19 protein-coding genes are annotated in these 17,636 nt (G+C 63.2%); 12 read left to right on the plus strand and 7 right to left on the minus strand.

Annotation, left to right across the window (positions count from 1 at the left end):
- Positions 1–38 precede the first annotated feature (38 nt).
- Positions 39–1,118: a LacI family DNA-binding transcriptional regulator gene (locus LB515_RS16350; RefSeq protein ID WP_224708326.1), complete on the minus strand. Its 1,080-nt coding sequence runs from the start codon at positions 1,116–1,118 to the stop codon at positions 39–41.
- A gap of 176 nt (positions 1,119–1,294) precedes the next feature.
- On the opposite strand from LB515_RS16350, the gene LB515_RS16355 reads away from it, so the two are divergent.
- Both LB515_RS16355 and LB515_RS28160 read left to right on the plus strand, forming a co-directional pair.
- On the plus strand, positions 1,295–1,438 hold the full coding sequence (locus tag LB515_RS16355) for a hypothetical protein (RefSeq protein ID WP_224546778.1): 144 nt from the start codon (positions 1,295–1,297) through the stop codon (positions 1,436–1,438).
- Between the two features lie 58 nt (positions 1,439–1,496).
- Positions 1,497–1,628 carry a hypothetical protein gene (locus LB515_RS28160; RefSeq protein WP_263490309.1) on the plus strand — a complete coding sequence of 44 codons (132 nt, stop codon included), beginning with the start codon at positions 1,497–1,499 and terminating at the stop codon, positions 1,626–1,628.
- Positions 1,629–1,647: 19 nt separating this feature from the next.
- Here LB515_RS28160 and LB515_RS16360 read toward each other — a convergent pair whose 3' ends face one another.
- Positions 1,648–2,022: a DUF423 domain-containing protein gene (locus LB515_RS16360; protein WP_224708327.1), complete on the minus strand. Its 375-nt coding sequence runs from the start codon at positions 2,020–2,022 to the stop codon at positions 1,648–1,650.
- Positions 2,023–2,061: 39 nt separating this feature from the next.
- A complete protein-coding gene (locus LB515_RS16365; protein WP_140842903.1) occupies positions 2,062–3,309 on the minus strand; it encodes an MFS transporter in 1,248 nt (415 codons plus the stop codon).
- Between the two features lie 108 nt (positions 3,310–3,417).
- Here LB515_RS16365 and LB515_RS16370 point away from each other — a divergent pair, with 108 nt between their 5' ends.
- Positions 3,418–4,083 carry a GntR family transcriptional regulator gene (locus LB515_RS16370; protein ID WP_224708328.1) on the plus strand — a complete coding sequence of 222 codons (666 nt, stop codon included), beginning with the start codon at positions 3,418–3,420 and terminating at the stop codon, positions 4,081–4,083.
- Positions 4,084–4,179: 96 nt separating this feature from the next.
- Positions 4,180–5,151: a glycosyl transferase family 90 gene (locus tag LB515_RS16375; protein WP_224708329.1), complete on the plus strand. Its 972-nt coding sequence runs from the start codon at positions 4,180–4,182 to the stop codon at positions 5,149–5,151.
- Positions 5,152–5,156: 5 nt separating this feature from the next.
- On the opposite strand, the gene LB515_RS16380 is transcribed toward LB515_RS16375, so the two are convergent.
- The gene (locus LB515_RS16380; protein ID WP_224708330.1) at positions 5,157–6,200 is read right to left on the minus strand and encodes an aldo/keto reductase; all 1,044 of its coding nucleotides are present in this window, start codon (positions 6,198–6,200) and stop codon (positions 5,157–5,159) included.
- 252 nt (positions 6,201–6,452) lie between these two features.
- On the opposite strand from LB515_RS16380, the gene ppk2 reads away from it, so the two are divergent.
- Complete coding sequence (gene ppk2, locus LB515_RS16385) at positions 6,453–7,373, plus strand: polyphosphate kinase 2 (protein WP_095767696.1); 921 nt, start codon at positions 6,453–6,455, stop codon at positions 7,371–7,373.
- Between the two features lie 183 nt (positions 7,374–7,556).
- Here ppk2 and LB515_RS16390 read toward each other — a convergent pair whose 3' ends face one another.
- The gene (locus LB515_RS16390) at positions 7,557–8,201 is read right to left on the minus strand and encodes a dihydrofolate reductase family protein (RefSeq protein ID WP_224708331.1); all 645 of its coding nucleotides are present in this window, start codon (positions 8,199–8,201) and stop codon (positions 7,557–7,559) included.
- Positions 8,202–8,384: 183 nt separating this feature from the next.
- Between LB515_RS16390 and LB515_RS16395 the strand changes: the two genes are divergently transcribed.
- Positions 8,385–9,020 (plus strand): GNAT family N-acetyltransferase, encoded by a 636-nt coding sequence (locus LB515_RS16395; RefSeq protein ID WP_224708332.1) that lies wholly within the window; start codon positions 8,385–8,387, stop codon positions 9,018–9,020.
- Here LB515_RS16395 and hemB read toward each other — a convergent pair.
- Together hemB and LB515_RS16405 are read right to left on the minus strand one after the other, a co-directional pair.
- Entirely contained in the window at positions 8,977–10,008 is a 1,032-nt protein-coding gene (gene hemB, locus LB515_RS16400; RefSeq protein WP_224708333.1) for a porphobilinogen synthase, read from the minus strand. The two genes, LB515_RS16395 and hemB, sit on opposite strands and share 44 nt — an antisense overlap.
- Positions 10,009–10,238: 230 nt before the next feature.
- Positions 10,239–11,051 carry a DUF2066 domain-containing protein gene (locus tag LB515_RS16405; protein ID WP_224708334.1) on the minus strand — a complete coding sequence of 271 codons (813 nt, stop codon included), beginning with the start codon at positions 11,049–11,051 and terminating at the stop codon, positions 10,239–10,241.
- 177 nt (positions 11,052–11,228) lie between these two features.
- Here LB515_RS16405 and LB515_RS16410 point away from each other — a divergent pair, with 177 nt between their 5' ends.
- The 6 genes from LB515_RS16410 to LB515_RS16435 all read left to right on the plus strand — a co-directional run bounded on the left by LB515_RS16410 (position 11,229) and on the right by LB515_RS16435 (position 17,580).
- Positions 11,229–12,272: an enoyl-CoA hydratase/isomerase family protein gene (locus LB515_RS16410; RefSeq protein WP_224708335.1), complete on the plus strand. Its 1,044-nt coding sequence runs from the start codon at positions 11,229–11,231 to the stop codon at positions 12,270–12,272.
- A complete protein-coding gene (locus LB515_RS16415; protein WP_140842678.1) occupies positions 12,269–12,691 on the plus strand; it encodes a DUF6163 family protein in 423 nt (140 codons plus the stop codon). The genes LB515_RS16410 and LB515_RS16415 overlap by 4 nt, the downstream gene beginning before the upstream one ends.
- Before the next feature lie 301 nt (positions 12,692–12,992).
- On the plus strand, positions 12,993–13,508 hold the full coding sequence (gene ldtR, locus LB515_RS16420) for a transcriptional regulator LdtR (RefSeq protein WP_040983294.1): 516 nt from the start codon (positions 12,993–12,995) through the stop codon (positions 13,506–13,508).
- Between the two features lie 479 nt (positions 13,509–13,987).
- Positions 13,988–15,241 (plus strand): murein L,D-transpeptidase, encoded by a 1,254-nt coding sequence (locus LB515_RS16425; RefSeq protein ID WP_224708336.1) that lies wholly within the window; start codon positions 13,988–13,990, stop codon positions 15,239–15,241.
- A gap of 361 nt (positions 15,242–15,602) precedes the next feature.
- Positions 15,603–16,916: a serine hydroxymethyltransferase gene (gene glyA, locus LB515_RS16430; RefSeq protein WP_140842684.1), complete on the plus strand. Its 1,314-nt coding sequence runs from the start codon at positions 15,603–15,605 to the stop codon at positions 16,914–16,916.
- Between the two features lie 76 nt (positions 16,917–16,992).
- Positions 16,993–17,580, plus strand: a complete 588-nt coding sequence (locus tag LB515_RS16435) for a hypothetical protein (protein WP_411969150.1) — start codon at positions 16,993–16,995, stop codon at positions 17,578–17,580.
- The last annotated feature ends 56 nt before the right edge of the window (positions 17,581–17,636 follow it).

The raw sequence follows: 17,636 nt of genomic DNA on the forward strand, positions 1-17,636 counted from the left end.
GGAAATGCGTGCGATCTATCCGAATTGCCTGTGCCCGCTCAGGCTTTCGGTGCCGGCCCGGTCGAACCTCTGACGACGAATTCGACCCCCATCGTCTCGCGCCGCACCGCGCCATCATGGTCGAGAATCATGCGCGCGGCGCGGCGGCCGATCTCGGTGATCGGCTGGGCGATGGTGGTCAGTGGCGGCGTGGACAGCGCGCCGTCCGGCACACCGTCGAAACCGACAATGGAGACATCGCCGGGAACGTTGAGGCCGCGTGCTCTCAACCAGTCGATGGCGATCAGGGCCATGCGGTCCGACATCGCCAGGATGGCGGTCGGCGGTTCGCCGCTGGCGAAGATAGCCTCGAGGCCGGCCCTGGTGCTTTTTTCCTCGTTCTCGGTCTCATAGACCGGGATCTTCGCCGTATCGATGCCGAAGCGGGACAGCTCCTCGAAATAGCCCGCAAGGCGATCGCGCGTTCCGGTGTAGACCGCGCTGCGCACCACCTCCGGCGTTACGAAGCCGGTGCGATTGTCGGCAAAGCCCAGCGACAGGACGGCGAAACGGCGATGGCCAAGCTCGGCGAGATGACGCGCGGCGAGCCTCGCGCCGGCGACATTGTCGACGCCGATGGCCGACACGGTCTCGTCCTGGAAGCCGAGCTCAAGCGCGACGAAGGGCAACCTGCGCTCGCGCGTCAGGTCGACAAGACGCGAGCCGCCTTCGATGCAGAACAGCACAAAGCCGTCGACGAGCGCACTCTGAATGTTCCAGGCGAGCTTTTCCTGGTTGGCGGCCGAGACCAGCGCGATGCCCGCGCCGGTGGCGTCGCAGGCTTCGGAAATGCCGGCCATCATCACGCGGGCGAACGGATCGTCGAAGAAGTAGGAGAGCGGCTCGGTCGTGGCGACGCCGATGGCGTTGACCTTGCCGGCGCGTAGCAGGCGGCCTTTCGGGTCTGGACCGGCATAACCCATCTGCTCCGCCACGGCCTTGACCCGCTCGCGCACTTCGGCGCGCACGATCTCGGGACGGCTGAAAACATTCGAGGCCGTGCCATGCGAGACGCCGGCGGCCTTGGCGATGTCGGCCAGCCTGATCGGTCTTGCCTGGCCTTCGAGGAGTGATGCCATGTCGTTCCTCCGAATCCGGTCACGGGAAGAACATGACCGCTGAATTGCTGCTGGTCATCTAACATTTTTGTTGGATCGATTCAAATCCTGCTTGACTTCGCGTGATTGAGGCCTATAATTTGAATCGATCCAAGTCCGCTCGCTTTTTGACGGAGCGGTTTCAACAGGAGGGTGCCATGCATCCGGTGAGTTACTTGTTCGAGGACATCTACGGCAACGACTGGGGCATCGCCTCGGCGGCCATTAGCCAGAAGCGGCGCGGCAGAGTGGGTCCCTGGCGCCGCGAACTGCGCTTCCTCGTGGAGCGCAAGCGCGGCTGAACCGTGGCCATTTTTCGTGTCCACGCATTGGATCGATTCAATTTGAGGAGAAGCAGTCATGCATCCGATTGGTCATCTGTTTCAGGATATCTACCGCAACTATTGGGGCATCACGCGCGGAACCGAGCAGCCCGAGCGGCGCCGCGCCAACCACCTGCCTGCGCGCAAGCACAAGCGGCGCGCCGGTTAAAAACAGTGGTCGGAAATACCTAGGGCCGAGGACGCCACAGCGCCGAGACGGCGATCGCTACCCAGCCGGCGATCAAAAGTGTACCGCCGATCGGCGCCGACATCGGGAACAGCCGCGAGCCGAGAAAGTCGCGGGCGAGCAGATCGCCGCAGAACAGAAGCAGGCCCGCGAGCAGGACGAGGCTGGCGATTCTGAGGCAGCGATTGCCGCCGGCAAGGCCGATGGCAAGGAACGCCGGCGCATGCACCAGCAGGAAATTGGCCGCCGTGCCGGTGAAGGCGCCGCCGCGATGCGCCGCCGTCGCCGACAGCACTACGCCGGCCGCGCCGACGAGGCCGGCTGCCAGCACGAGGATGCGGCTCCCGCCATCTGATGCCTGCCCGGCAATGCTCATCCTGGATCTCCATGCTGCGGTTGAGGTGGAGGCGCCGGTTTAGGATTCGCCAGCTTCGAGCAGCATATGCCGCGCCCGGCGCGACTGGACAGACCAGTTGTAGGCAGCACCCAGCGCCATCAGCACCGCTGTGCCCAGAAACACCGAGCGCATACCGAAATGTCCGCCGACGAAGCCGCCGGACAGCGGTCCCGCGACCTGGCCGACATATTGCGCCGAGATCGCCAGGCCAAGCACATTGCCGCCGACCCCATCAGGGATATTGTGGCGGATGACGCTGGTGATGCAGGGCAACAGTCCGCCCAGCGCCAGGCCCATCAGGAAGCGCAGGCCGATCAATTGCCAGCCATTGGTGACGTAGGCTTGCGGAATGAGCAGCAATGCCGAGACCGCCAGCGCACCGACCACGACGTTCCAGTGGCCGACGCGGTCGGCGAGTTTTCCCAACCAGGACGAGGACAGGATGGTACCCAGCGCCGCCGCGGACATGACGACGCCTGCGACCATGGTCACCTTGCTCTGGTCCTCGACGAGCTGCTGCACATAGACGGTGATGATCGGCTCGATCGACATGGTGGCGAAGGCGAGCAGCATGCCGGTGGCCAGCATGGCGACGATCGGCCGCTTGTCGGGGATCTGCGACCAGCCGCTTTTCGGCTTCGTCGTCGAGGCGGGCTTGGGCGCCGGCGGGTTCTCCTTGATCAGGAAAGTCGTCGCCAGGAAGGCCAGGAAAATGACGGCGCCGGACAGCAGGAAGGTCGCGCGGATGCCGATCAGCGGCGGCAGCAGGCCGCCCAGCAGCGGTCCGACCAGCGAGCCCGCCGTGATGCCCGCCGCCAGCACGCCCAGCGCCCAGCCGGAGCGCTCCTTGGGCGTCTGCATCGCCACCAGGATCGTTGAACCCGATGAATAACCGCCGGCAAAACCGATCAGCAATCGAAGCAGCACCAGCTGCCAGACGCTCTCAACCATGCCGGTCAACGACATGCAGATCGCCATGCCGAACGAAGCGCGTACCAGCATCAGCTTGCGGCCGTAGCGGTCGCCCAGCCGTCCCCACAAAGGCGCGACCAGCGCGGCCGCGAAGAAGGTCGCGCCATAGGCGATGCCCGACCACTGCACGATCGCCGCGTGGCCCTCGGCGCCGAGCTGCTCGACGTACAGCGGCAGGAACGGAAGAAGCAGCGTCATGGCGACAAGCGTGCTGAACGAGCCGGCGAAGCAGACGGCGAGATTGCGTCGCCAATGGATGTTGAAGCCGCTCTGTTCGGGTTCCTTGGGCGTCATGTCATGCGTGCCAATGCTGGGGTTGTTGCGGATACCAATTTGGGATACCAAGCTGGTATCCGTCAAAATGCGAGCGCCGTCAACGCGGCTTGGAAAACGGGACGACAAATGTCGCAGATGCAAAATGTCGAAAGACAGCTTCGCGAGATGATCCTCGGTTTGGAGATCGGCCCGGGCGAGCGGCTGACCGAGCGCTGGATCGAGAGCCGCTTCGGCGCGTCGCGCACGCCGGTGCGGGCCGCATTGCTGCGCCTGGAGACGGAAGGGCTGATCGGCCGCGACGGCCGCGGCTGGACGGTGGCGCCGATCAACCTTGCCGAACTCGGGCAGGTCGCCGTCTACCGCGAGGCGGTCGAAGTCGCGGCGGTTCGCCTCACGGCGGCGCTCGAAGACCGTAGCGGGATCGACGTGATCGCGGCGATGCTCGATTCCTGCGATGCCGAGACGCCGCGCGAGGAGTGGCATCGCGTCGGCATGGATTTCCACATCGAGCTGGCAAGGCTTTCCGGCAACGAGTTTCTGCTCCGGGCCGTGCGCGACGCGATGACCAGGCTGTCGCGTGCGCGCTGGCTGGAGGTGCGCGATGAGAAGGCGCTCGGCCGTGCCTGGGCCGAACATCATGCCATCCTCGCCGCCGTCAGGAGCGCCGATGCCAATGAAGCGGCGCGGCTGCTTTCCGCTCACATCGCCGGCAGCCGAGATCGGCTGGTCACCTCGTTGCATGACGACCGGCGCGGTTTGCGCGCACGCGGATTTGCCGTGGTCGCGGCTTGAGGAAGGCGTCGACACAATGCCGGTTGCATTAGCGGGCTTGCAACATGGCCGGGAGAATGCTGTAGGAGACGAGGGGGACTTGCTGAACTCGGACGCATGGCCACACTGTCTCGAACCGCCGCAAAGCTGTTCTATTACGCGCGCAATTTCGCGCGCGACCGCGCACCGCAGTCCCTGTTTCGCGACCGCCTCGCCAGCCGGCTTGAACAGGCCATGCTTTCGGGCAAGACGGTTCGCGAGCGGCTGAACTACTACAACAAGCTGGAACACCCGTTCGTGCCCAGTCCGGAGGCCATAGCCATCGGCAAGCTGCCGTCCTCTTCCAGCATGTATTATTACGACCTCAAGGAATTCGCGCGCTATTTCGATCCCGGCCTGCTGATCGATTTCGAATTCGGCGACGTTGTCGGCGTTCCGGAGTTCCCGAGGATCGTCAAGGACCGGCCCATCGGCGACGACAATGCGAACGGCGTGCTGATGAAGCTGAACAAGTTCCGTCACTTCTACATGCCGCCCGACAACCTGTCTTTCGCCGCCAAGCGTCCGATGGTGGTCTGGCGCGGTCATCTCAACAATCCGATTCGCACCCGCTTCGTCGAAAAAGCCGCCGGCCTGCCGATTTGCGATGCGGGTTCCCACAGGGCCGATGCGCCGGACGGATACCGCAAGCCGTTCCTGAACATCGAGCAGCAGCGACAGTATCGCTACATCGTCTCGCTCGAAGGCAATGATGTCGCGACGAACCTGAAATGGATCATGAGCTCCAATTCACTCTGCCTCATGCCGGAACCGACCTACGAAACCTGGTTCGCCGAAGCCCAGGTCGAGCCCAACGTCCACTATGTGCCCCTGCAGCCGGATTTCTCCGACCTGCTCGACAAGGTGGCCTATTTCGAAAAACATCCCGACGAGGCTGGGCGGATAACCGCCGCCGCCAACGCCTATTGCCGCAGATTCGGCAATGAGCAGGACGAGCAGGCGATTTCGCTGCTCGTCCTTTATAAATATTTCGTGCTGAGCGGGCAGATTAAGCCCGACGCGGAAGTCTGGCGCTTTATCGCCGGCTGAGCGTTTTAAGCGTGAGAGCGGTCGAGCACCTCGTCGGCCGGCCCGAAACGATCCCTGGCCGTGAACTGCTGGTGCCAATAGGGATAAAGCACCGGCGGCCGGCTGACGACGTCGAGACGCTGCCGTTCGTCCTCGGTGAGCGACAGGCTTGCCGCGGCGAGGTTGTCCTTGAGCTGCGCCTCGTTGCGCGCACCGATCACCAGCGAGCTGACGGCCGGTCGGCCGAGCAGCCAGGCAAGCGCCACCTGCGCGCCCGAAACGCCGCGTGCCTTGCCGATGAAGTTGAGCACGTCGACAATGCGCCACAGGCGATCCTCATCGCGGATCGGCGGTTCCGTCCAGCCGCCGATCTGGCGCGCGGTCGGGCTGTCGCGATGGTATTTGCCGGAGAGCAGTCCGCCGGCAAGCGGGCTCCAGACGAGCACGCCGAGGCCCTGGTCGACCGAGATCGGCAGCAATTCGTATTCGGCCTCCCGCGCTTCCAGCGTGTAGTGGATCTGCTGAGTGATGAAACGGGCCTGATGGCGGCTGTCGCTGACGGCAAGAGCCTTCATTACCTGCCAGCCCGACCAGTTGGAGCAGCCGATATAGCGGATCTTGCCCTGATTGACCAAGGTGTCGAGCGCCGCGACCGTCTCCTCGACCGGGGTGAGCCCATCCCATTGGTGGACGAAATAGACATCGATGACGTCGGTCCTGAGCCGCTTCAGGCTCCTTTCGCACTCGCGGATCAGGTGATGGCGCGACAGGCCTTCGTCATTGGGGCCGGTGCCGATACGCATGCGCGCCTTCGAGGCGATCAGCACATCGTTCTTGCGCTTGCCGCCAAGCGCCTCGCCGATGATCTCTTCCGACAATCCGTTAGAATAGACGTTTGCGGTGTCGATGAGGTTAATGCCGGCATCGATGCAGGTGTCGATGATGCGTTTGGCTTCCGAAAGATCCGAATTGCCGACGGCGGCGAACGGACCGGTGCCCCCGAAGGTCATGGTGCCAAGCGTCAATGTCGAGACTTTCAAGCCGGATCGGCCGAGCGTGCGGTATTCCATGTCGGTCCTCGCAATTTGTTTTGAAGAAGCGCTGTGGCGAGCGCCGGAAAGAGGCGAGGGATTTGTAGGACAATTCCCGCCGCTTGTCGCCCCGCTATCGATACGGGGTCGATCACATATCTTCCATGTCGATGCAGCTGCCGGGCGATTGCAATAAAACCGTCATTGCGCCTCTGTATCTCAGTCGGCTTACGGAGTGTCCGGCCGGGGCTTCCGAAGCGGTGATGGCTGACAGGCAGACGGAGCAGCGCGATGAATGAACTGAAACCGAATTCCGGAGCCAAGGACTGGCTGGAGGCCGAGCTCGAGGATACGCTCGACGAGGACTATGAGCTGGAGCTGTCCGAGCCGGCGCTCTCGCTCGAGATCGCCAAGATCTACAAGAAGTCGCATCCGCCCTCCATCGAGCGCATGACCTATTTTCGCGAGCTGCTCAGGCTGCAGTCGGAGCTGATCAAGCTGCAGTCCTGGGTCGCCTACCACAAGAAGAAGCTGGTGGTGGTCTTCGAAGGCCGCGATTCCGCCGGCAAGGGCGGCGTCATCAAGCGCATCACGCAGCGGCTCAATCCGCGCATCGCCCGTGTCGTGGCATTGCCGGCGCCGACCGAGCGCGAGAAGTCGCAATGGTATTTCCAGCGCTACGTGCCGCATCTGCCCGCGGGCGGCGAGATCGTGCTGTTCGACCGCTCCTGGTACAACCGCTCCGGCGTCGAGCGGGTGATGGGCTTTGCCAATGGGGACCAAGTCGAGGAGTTCTTCCGCGACGTGCCCGAATTCGAGCGCATGCTGGTCCGTTCCGGAATCACCCTGGTGAAATACTGGTTCTCGATCACCGACGAGGAGCAGCAGATGCGCTTCCTGATGCGTATCCACGATCCGATGAAGCAGTGGAAGCTCTCGCCCATGGACCTGCAGTCGCGCGTGCGCTGGGAGCAGTACACCAAGGCCAAGGAAGAGACCTTCGCCCGCACCAACATTCCGGAAGCGCCCTGGTTCATCGTCGAGGGCAACGACAAGAAGCGGGCACGGCTGAACTGCATCGACCATCTGTTGCAGCAGATGCCCTATGAGGAGGTTCCGCACGAGGAAATCACGCTGCCGGAGCGCGTCTTCAATCCAGAATATGAGCGCCAGGTCCTGCCGCGCGAACTCTACGTGCCGGAGAAGTATTGAAGGGTCTTTCCTTCTCCCCCTTGTGGGAGAAGGTGGATCGGCGCGCAGCGCCGAGACGGATGAGGGGTGTTGGAAGAAATGAGCGGTGACGATTTCCAGCTCGTCGCCAAGCTGGAGCACCCCTCATCCGACCTCGCTTCGCGAGGCCACCTTCTCCCACAAGGGGAGAAGGAGAAGCCTGGCCTACGCCCGCCCGATCATCACATGCGTGGCATCCGCCGTGGCAACCTGTTCCGTGCACTGATACCCCAGCTTCAGCATGTCGAGCCCGGCGAACAGATGCTCCCCTGAACCGAGCAGGATAGGCGAGATGGCCAGATGCATCTCGTCGATCACCCTCTCCTCGAGATACTGCCGTACGGTCGAAACGCCGCCGCCGACCCGCACATCCTTGCCGCCGGCCGCTGCCTTCGCCTGTTCGAGCGCCGAATGAATGCCGTCAGTAACGAAGTAAAAAGTCGTGCCGCCTTCCATCTCGATCGGTGCGCGTTTGTAGTGCGTCAGCACGAAAGTCGGAACATGATAGGGCGGGTTGTCGCCCCACCAGCCTTTCCATTTGTCGTCCGGCCATTCGCCGCGGCTCGGCGCGAACATGTTGCGGCCGAGGATCCACGCGCCGATATTCTCGAAGCTGCGGACCGCAAAATCGTTGTCGGTATCCGTGGTCCCGCTATCTTTGCCGATCATCTGGTGGAAAGAGCGGGTCTTGATCATCCATTTGTGCAGATTTTCGCCACCGACGCCCAGCGGTGTGTCGAGGCTTTGGTCGGGACCGGCGCCGTAACCGTCGAGCGACAAGGTGAAAGCGTTGACACGCAACTTGGACATGGCTGCCTCCTAACCAGTTGTAATTCGAAATCAGTCTTTGGGATAGCTTAACTGATTGCGTATTGCAAGCAGTTTATTCCAGCGGGCTGACGACTTTCAGATCGGCCATCCTACCGGCCCGGTTGTTCCTCGAGGCGATCTGTGACAGCGTTTCTCCGGTCAGGGTAACGTTATGCCTGCGCGATGACCGCTCGACCCCAGGATCAGAAGCTTGCCATACGGGTGCTCACACCGCAGTTGTGGCCCGCGCTCGAGGACCTGTTCGGCGAAAAGGGCGCGACGGCGGGATGCTGGTGCATGTACTGGCGCATCGGCGCCGGCTACCGCAAGCAACCGGCTGATCGCAACCGGTCGGCGTTCAAGACGGTGGTGCAAAGAGGACCGCCGCCAGGTTTGCTTGCGTTCGAAAGGGAAAAGGCCGTCGGCTGGTGTCAGATAACGCCGCGCAGTGCCTTGCCGCATCTGGGCAGGGTCTGGCGGCTGAGGGCTGGCGACGATGTGCCGGTATGGTCGCTGTCTTGTCTCTATGTTCGCATCGGCTATCGCAGGCGGGGGATCGCCACCGCATTGATCGAGGGTGCGGTGGCGCTTGCGTTCAAAAGCGGCGCGCCAGCCGTGGAGGCCTATCCGATAGACGCGGAGCTGTCGCCCAGTGCGTCAAGCACCGGCTATGTCTCGACCTTCCAGCGCATGGGTTTCGTCCGCGTGCCGTCTCCAACGAAGGAACGGCCAATCATGCGGCTTACCCGCACGAAAACGGAGCGGGCGTTCGAGGCTAGCCCCTCAGCATCTGCGCCACCACCGGCGCGAAATAGGTGAGCACGCCGTCACAGCCCGCCCGCTTCAGCGCAAGCAGCGATTCCAGCATCGCCTTTTCGCCGTCGATCCAGCCATTGGCGGCCGCTGCCTTGATCATCGAATATTCGCCCGACACCTGATAGGCGAAGGTCGGCATCCGCAGCTCGTCCTTCAGCCGGCGGATGATGTCGAGATAGGGCAGGCCGGGCTTGACCATCAGCATGTCGGCGCCCTCGGCAAGGTCCTGCTCGGCCTCGCGCACGGCCTCGTCGGAATTGGCATGGTCGATATAGTAGGTCTTCTTGTCGCCCTTGAGCAGGCCGGCGGTGCCGACCGCCTCGCGGTACGGCCCGTAGAAGGCCGAGGCGAACTTCGTCGCATAGGACATGATCGCCACGTCCTGGAAACCGTTGGCGTCGAGCGCGTCTCGGATGGCCCCGATGCGGCCGTCCATCATGTCCGAAGGCGCGATGATGTCGGCGCCCGCCGCCGCCTGGATGACGGCCGCGGCGGCGACCTGCTCCACCGTCTCGTCATTGACGATGATGCCGTCGCGCAGGATGCCGTCATGGCCGTGGCTGGTGAACGGGTCAAGCGCGGCATCGGTGATGATGCCGATCTCCGGCACCGCGTCCTTGATGGCGCGCGTGGCGCGGTTGATGACATTGTCGGGGTCGAGGATGTGCGATCCGGTCTGGTCGCGCAGCGCAAGCTCGACATTGGGGAAGGTGGCGATGGCCGGGATGCCCAGCTTGGCCGCGCGCTCGGCTTCCTTCACCGCGAGGTCGATGGACAGGCGATAGACGTCCGGCATCGCGGCGATCGGCTCGCGCGTGTTCTTGCCGTCGATGACGAAGATCGGCCAGATCAGGTCGTTCACCGAAAGCTGGTTCTCCTGCACCAGCCGTCGCGACCAGTCGGCCTTGCGCATGCGCCGCAGCCGCCGGCTGCCGGTGATTTCGTCGACGCTGCGCGCGCCGGCGGGCTTTGCGGGAGTGAATTTGTTCATCGCCGAAACTCTCTTTTGCGCCGGTTTTTACCACGCGTCTCCGCTGCTGACCAATGCGACACGATTGTGCCAGACTCGCGCCAAGGCAGGGCAGGTTGAGATTCAGGTCAGGCCGAGTCGAAAATGGTGGATTCCGAGAACCGGAACGGAGCGTACGTTCGGGTACGCGAGTACCGGAAGCGCAGGAAGCTGCCATTTGCAGGCCGGCATCACCTGAATATCGACCTGCCCTAAGGCTGCCCGTGCCCCGACAGGATCTGCGCCGCGCCCCTGATCGCCACACGGAACGCCTCGTCGAAGCTGACGCCGCGCGCCTGCCAGCGGTAGGTCCTGCCGCGATCGGCCAGCCGCCAGTCGGCGATCCAGCCAAGCTCCTTGTCGCTCCACACGATGCTGCCGGCGAGCGCCCGGGCCGCTCCTGCTTTCTTCGCGAGCTTGTCGAGCTTTGCCATATCGGCGGCCGCGAGCGCCTTTTCGTCAAGGCCGCCGAGCTGGCTGGCCTTTGGAAAGACAATGCGCATCAGCAGTGGACTTGTGGCGTTGGCGAAGGATTCCCTCATGGTCTTGCCCAGGTCCTCATCCGCCGTCAGCACGAAATGCCGCGAGCCCTGCTCGGCGGTCATGAAGACGGCGATAGGCGGCCGCTCGCCGAGCCAGGGCCTGCTGCCGAGTTGCGCCAGCAGCTTGTCGATGACAGCTGGCTTGTAGAGGCAGGTGAGATCATGCGGCCGGTCATGCGTGCCTTGCTCGTCATGGATCGGGATGCCTTCGAGCCGGTCGTGATAGCGGAAGGACTGCACGAAGTCGGCCGCCTTGTCGCGCAGAGCCAGCATCTCCGTCTTCTGCGTCAGGCGCTGGTCGCCCGAGACCTTGACCAGCACCTTGTCGAGGCAATCCTTGAAGCCGATCTCGCGATTTGCCTCGCCGGTGCCGGTGACGATCGCCTGTGCCTGGTAGAGCTCGGCGATTGTCGCGGCGCGGACGGGCAGTCCCAGATATAGGAGACCGACCAATCCAACCGCGAAGCGGGAAATTCCAGGCATGTCGATCTGCTCGAAACCTGTCGGGCGCGGGCACAGTGCTTTGCCGGTTACCTAACATCTGGCGCTGCCGCCCGCCAGCGCAAGGAGCGCTCCCCAGTACCCGCCGCCATTGACGCGTCTCCATGCCGCCTTTAGCACTTCTCTCCCCCGGCGGGCGGAGAGAGGGATTCTCTGGTGATGGATTTTGGCGGAGGCGACGAGATCCGCTTCGAGCGGCTGGGCAGAGCGGGTGTGGTCACTTTGACCCGACCCAAGGCGCTCAACGCCGTCACGCACAACATGGTCAAGGCGCTCGGCAGGGCGCTCGACGCCTGGGAGCAGGACACGGGCGTCGGTGTCGTCGTCGTCAAGGCCGAGGGCAGGGCGTTTTCCGCCGGCGGCGATATCCTGCACATCTACGAGGCCGGCCGCGCCGGCGAACCCCCGGTCGATTTCTTCGCCGACGAGTACCGGCTCAACGCCCGCATCGCACGGTTCAAGAAACCTTATATCGCTTTGATCGACGGCATCGTCATGGGCGGCGGCGTCGGCATTTCCTTCCATGGCTCGCATCGCGTGCTGACCGAGAACGCGCAGTTCGCCATGCCGGAGGTCGGCATCGGCTTTTTCCCGGATGTCGGCGCCAGCCATTTGCTGCCCGATCTCGGCGGCTCCTTCGGCATGTATCTCGGGCTGACCGGGAATCGCATCCGCCACGGCGATGCGCTTTGGTCGGGGCTTGCGACGCACACAATCAAGGCGCAAGACCAGGCGGGCTTGCTCGACGAGCTGGCGACCAGCAACGATCCGGATGCCGAGCTGCGCAATTTCTTCGTGCCGGCAAAACGCGAGACGGAGCAGCAGGACCTGGATTCGATCGCACGCCATTTTTCGCAAAGCTCGCTTGCCGATATCATCGCCAGCCTCGAGGAGGCCGCCGCCGGCGATGCTTTCGCCGCCAGGACGCTTGCCACGATCAAGACCCGTTCGCCGACCAGCCTAAACGTCGCCTGGCGCGAGATCAGCGCCGGCTCGACACTGTCGATGGACGAATGCATGAAGATGGAGTTCCGCATCCTCAACCGCATGCTTGCCGGCCATGATTTCTATGAAGGCATCCGCGCCGCCATCATCGAAAAAGGCTCGAAGCCCGAGTGGCGGCCCGCACGCCTGGATGAGGTCCGGACGGCCGACATCGACGCCTATTTCGCGCCGCTCGGGGACAAGGAGCTTGCCCTGTGAGCGAGGTCACCTCCAGGCGCGTGGTGCTTCAGCCCTCGACCACCGAGGTCATCTTCGCCTGGTTCCAGCGCGTCATCGCCGGCTACTGCCTGTTGTTCGGCATCCTCTATTGGATCCGCCTCATCGGCATTTATCCGGGCGAGATGTGGCGCTTCGACCTGATGCCGGTGCACTGGCAGGTGGCGGCGGCCATGCTCGCGGTGTTCTTTCCCTTCGCCGCCGCCGGCCTCTGGATGCTGGCATCGTGGGGGCCGGTGATCTGGTTCATCTGCGCCGCGACCGAGACGGTGATGTATGCCGGTTTCCCCGATCTCTTCGGCCACCGCCTGCTGATCGTGATCTCGCACGCCTGCGTGGCCTTGCTCTACATCGTCTTTCGCGTCACCATCTGGCTGCAGAAGCGCCGGCTCCGCCAATGAGCATGATGCCGAAAAGTGTGAAGCGGTTTTCGGACGACATCATGCGCCACCCATAAAGCCGGCCGAGGGCCGGCCTTCGGAACCGGTTTCGCGGCCCCGTTTCACTGCAAGATCCATTGGCTAAATCTTTAGGTTAATTGTTCTTGCTCGGGTGACCGATCGTTAAGCGTCTTCCGAAACCTCTTACCGGTAAGCTCTTGTTAGCCCTGGCGTTTAAGTCGAATTTTATGAGTATTCGATAGTGTCGCGATCAAGGTGAAAAACAAAAAATCACCAAGGCGACAAACGAGAGGCAAAGACAATGATCAATTCGCGTCCGGCGGCGAAGACCGCAAACGTATCTGACGATCGCCGCGAGGCTATCCGCTCGCTTTACATGGAATCGCTGCAGCTGGTGGAACGTCTGCACCGCCGCCTGCTTGACGTGATCAAGGACGAGTTCGACCGCAACGGCCGTTCCGACATCAACGCCATCCAAGCGCTGCTGCTCTTCAACATCGGCAACTCCGAGCTGACCGCCGGCGAGCTGCGCTCGCGTGGCTATTATCTCGGCTCCAACGTCTCCTACAATCTGAAGAAGCTGGTCGACCTCGGCTTCATCAACCACCAGCGTTCGCGCATCGACCGCCGTTCGGTCCGCGTCTCGCTGACGCCGAAGGGCAACGAGGTGGCCGACGTCGTCGCCGGCCTCTACGAGCGCCATGTCGGCTCGATCGAGGCGGTCGGCGGCATCAACACCGACGAGTTCAAGCAGATGAACCGCGCGCTGCAGCGGCTCGACCGCTTCTGGAACGATACGATCGCTTACCGGATGTGAGCGCTTCGCAATTGGGGACGGGAAAGCCGCGCCGAAGAAGCGCGACCGGGAGAAGAGTACGGGATCGGTGCTTGAAGCGCACCGGTCCTATCCTTTTGCGAAGGCGGGCATCTGCGGGAGTTTGACCGTCGCTCTGCGCATTGAAGCTCCGCGCCTGAAGGGCAGGGTGCTTACTTCGCAAGGACGCGCCAGCATCGCGCGATGCAAAAAAGCATCGCCGCCCTTCCTTTCACCTTGCCGCCGCATGCAAATCGCGGGCCAAGGCCACGTTGCCGCCATAATCGCGGTCAATGCGGTTTGTGAGTGACGCTGCGGGCCTGTGCCTTGCGCTCCTTGGAACCTGCGTTGCGGCAGCGCGTTTCTGGCGGCCGACCGATGCGGGTCATGGTTGGCGAATTGTTAAGTTTGCCACCCCTAGAGTGCGGACAAGCCGCCCGGCAAGCGATTGAGCGAGAGCGATTAAGCAAAGAATGTCTGCCATGAGAACCAGCCGCCGTTTCTTCCTTACCGGAGCCTCCGCGCTCGCCGCCGCATTGGTCGCCGGCCAGGCGAGCGCCCAGGACGTGATCGGGGACATCCTGAAATCCTCGACACGCGGCAATTGGGACGATCAGTTTGACGCGCGCGGCACCGACACCAACAAGGTCGCTTCGACGCTGCCGATCTTCAGCCTGCAGACGGTGGCCTTCACCGAGCAGGCGGTGGCGCAGTACCAGAACATCGTCTCCCAGGGCGGCTGGGAGCAGGTTCCGGCCACCAAGAAATTGCAGCTTGGCGACGACGATCCGGATGTCGTGCCGTTGCGCAAGCGCCTGATGGTCTCGGGCGACCTGCCGCAGAGCGCCGGCATTTCAACGGCCTTCGATTCCTATGTCGACTCGGCGGTAAAGCGCTTCCAGCTCCGTCATGGCCTGCCGGCCGACGGCGCCATGGGCAAATACACCTACGCCGCCATGAACGTGTCGGCGCAGGTCCGGCTCGGCCAGTTGCAGACCAATTTGCAACGCCTGAAGGAAAAGGCCGGTACGCTGGGTGACCGCTACGTGCTGGTCGACATTCCGGGCGCCCAGGTCGAAGCGGTCGAGAACGACCGCGTCGTGCTGCGCCACACCGCGATCGTCGGCAAGATCGACCGCCAGACGCCGATCGTGAACTCGAAGATCAACGAGATCATCGTCAATCCGTACTGGAACGCGCCGGTTTCGATCGTGCGCAAGGACATCATTCCGCTGATGCGGAAGGACCCGAACTACCTCAAGGACAGCCACATCCGCCTGTTCGCGCCGGATGGCAGCGAGGTCGATCCGATGACCATCGACTGGTCGACGGACGATGCCGCGAAATACCGTTTCCGCCAGGATCCGGGCGGCAACAACGCCATGGCCTCGGTCAAGATCAACTTCCCGAGCCCGGACGGCGTCTATATGCACGACACGCCGCAGCAGAGCCTGTTCGGCAAGCTGATGCGCTTCGATTCCTCCGGCTGCGTGCGTGTCCAGAACGTGCGCGATCTCGTCACCTGGATCCTGCGCGATACGCCCGGCTGGGACCGCCAGCATTTCGAGGCAGCGATCAAGACCGGCGAGAACACGCCGATCCAGGTCGTCAACCCGGTTCCGGTTCACTTCCTCTACCTGTCGGCGTGGTCGACCGCTCCGGGCGTCGTGCAGTTCCGCGACGACATTTACGGCCTCGACGGCGCCAGCGAGCTGCAGATCAGCTCCGCGCTTTAAGCATCCGATGTAAGAAGAAAAAGGCCGCTCTCGTAGCGGTCTTTTTTGTTCAGGCCAGCCGCAGGGTTTGATCAGGGATCGAACTCGGCTTCAGACTGGCGGGCATCGAGGCTGAGCGCGCCGAACTGCAGGCCATGCTTCGTCCTGGTGGCATCAACGACCACACGGCGTGCAAGCTGTTCACCGAGATCACCTTCTCCGAAACGACCTCAAGGGCGGCGAACCGCGGGATTAGAACCGGGTGCGCTTGTCTTGGCGCAAACCGGCCAGCAAATTTCGCGCCCCAAACGTGGCGGGCCGAAAACAACTGTGTTAATGCGCGGCGACCTCGCAGACCTCCGGCCCCAAGGGAAAGCAAGCCATGTCAAATGCCGCGGCAGCCTCCACCAAATTCGAATCCTTCTTCGAGACCACGCTTGCCGATGCCGATCCGGAAATCTTCGGCTCCATCCGCAATGAGCTCGGCCGCCAGCGCCATGAGATCGAGCTGATCGCTTCCGAAAACATCGTGTCGCGCGCCGTGCTCGAGGCGCAAGGCTCGATCATGACCAACAAATATGCCGAGGGCTACCCGGGCAAGCGCTACTATGGCGGCTGCCAGTTCGTCGACGTGGCCGAGGAACTGGCCATCGAGCGCGCCAAAAAGCTGTTCGGCTGTAACTTCGCCAATGTCCAGCCGAATTCCGGCAGCCAGATGAACCAGGCGGTGTTTCTGGCGCTGCTGCAGCCCGGCGACACTTTCATGGGTCTCGACCTGAATTCGGGCGGCCATCTCACCCACGGCTCGCCGGTCAATATGAGCGGCAAGTGGTTTAAGGTCGTCTCCTACGGCGTGCGCAAGGACGATCACCTGCTCGATATGGATGCGATCGAGAAGACCGCGCATGAGACGAAGCCGAAGCTGATCCTGGCCGGCGGCACCGCCTATTCGCGTATCTGGGACTGGAAGCGTTTCCGCGAGATCGCCGATTCGATCGGCGCTTACCTCATGGTCGACATGGCGCATATCGCCGGTCTCGTCGCCGGCGGCATGCATCCGTCGCCGCTGCCCCACGCCCATGTCGTGACCACGACGACCCACAAGTCGCTGCGCGGCCCGCGCGGCGGCATGATCCTGTGCAATGACGAGGAAATTGCCAAGAAGATGAACTCGGCGGTGTTCCCGGGCCTGCAGGGCGGGCCGCTGATGCATGTCATCGCCGCCAAGGCGGTGGCGCTCGGCGAAGCGCTGAAGCCGAGCTTCAAGGCCTATGCCGAAAGCATCGTCGCCAATGCCAAGGCGCTGGCCTCCAGCTTGCAGGAGACTGGCCTCGACATCGTCTCGGGCGGCACCGACAATCACCTGATGCTGGTCGACCTTCGTCCGAAGAACGCCACCGGCAAGCGCGCGGAGGCAGCCCTTGGCCGCGCCAACATCACCTGCAACAAGAACGGCATCCCATTCGATCCGGAAAAGCCGTTCGTCACCTCTGGCGTGCGCCTCGGCACGCCGGCCGGCACCACGCGCGGCTTCGGCCAAGCCGAGTTCCGCGAGATCGGCAAGCTGATCGCCGAGGTGCTGGACGGGCTGAAGGTGGCGAATTCCGATGAGGGCAACGCGGCGGTCGAGGCCGCTGTGAAGGCCAAGGTCACGGCGCTGACCGACCGCTTCCCGCTCTATCCCTATCTCGGTTGACCGGGCGCCGCGCGTCATCTTTTATCCTGCGCTTGCGCCGCTCCTGTGGGCGGCGCGGCTTACTGGAGATCCGATGATGCGTACTTCCCGTCTCGCTGCGACTTTGCTTGGCCCGCTTGCCGCCTTCGCCACCTCCGCCGCGATGGCTCAGGACGAAACCAAGCCGAATGCTGATCTGCCCGCCACCAATACTTTCGGCAGGTGGACCACCATCATCGATACGCTCGATACCGGCCAGGACGCGCACAAGACCTGCGCCGCCTCGACGGCTTTCCTCGACGGCGCCGGTAACGCAGGCTCCCTGACGCTGTCGATCTCGACCGGCGACGCGCTGCCGCCGGATGCCTATCCGGCCATCATGTTCATCATCGACAACAAGACCTTGCCGACCGGCGACAAGATCGCCGCGACTTTCGGCGACCCCGGCGTGAAGGTCGCCGCGACGGTCACCTCCAACGCCGCCGCCGGCGGCCGCCCGAGCTGGTTGGTCGACAACCAGGCCAAGACCAGCCTGGCCTTGCTGCGCGCCATGCGCAAGGTCACCTCGCTCGATGTGACTTTCGGCAAACAGGCTGTCGCCAGCATCCCGATGGATGGCTTCACCAAGGCTTATCGCAATCTCGGCACGTCCTGCGGGTTTTCGACCAAGGACGTCGCGCCCTGACGTTGCCGGCCTTGGGGCAGGGCGCTGGCAATTGTGCTTGCGCCTCGCTATCTCTG

The organism is Mesorhizobium sp. CA15 (assembly GCF_020165215.1).
GTDB lineage: Bacteria > Pseudomonadota > Alphaproteobacteria > Rhizobiales > Rhizobiaceae > Mesorhizobium.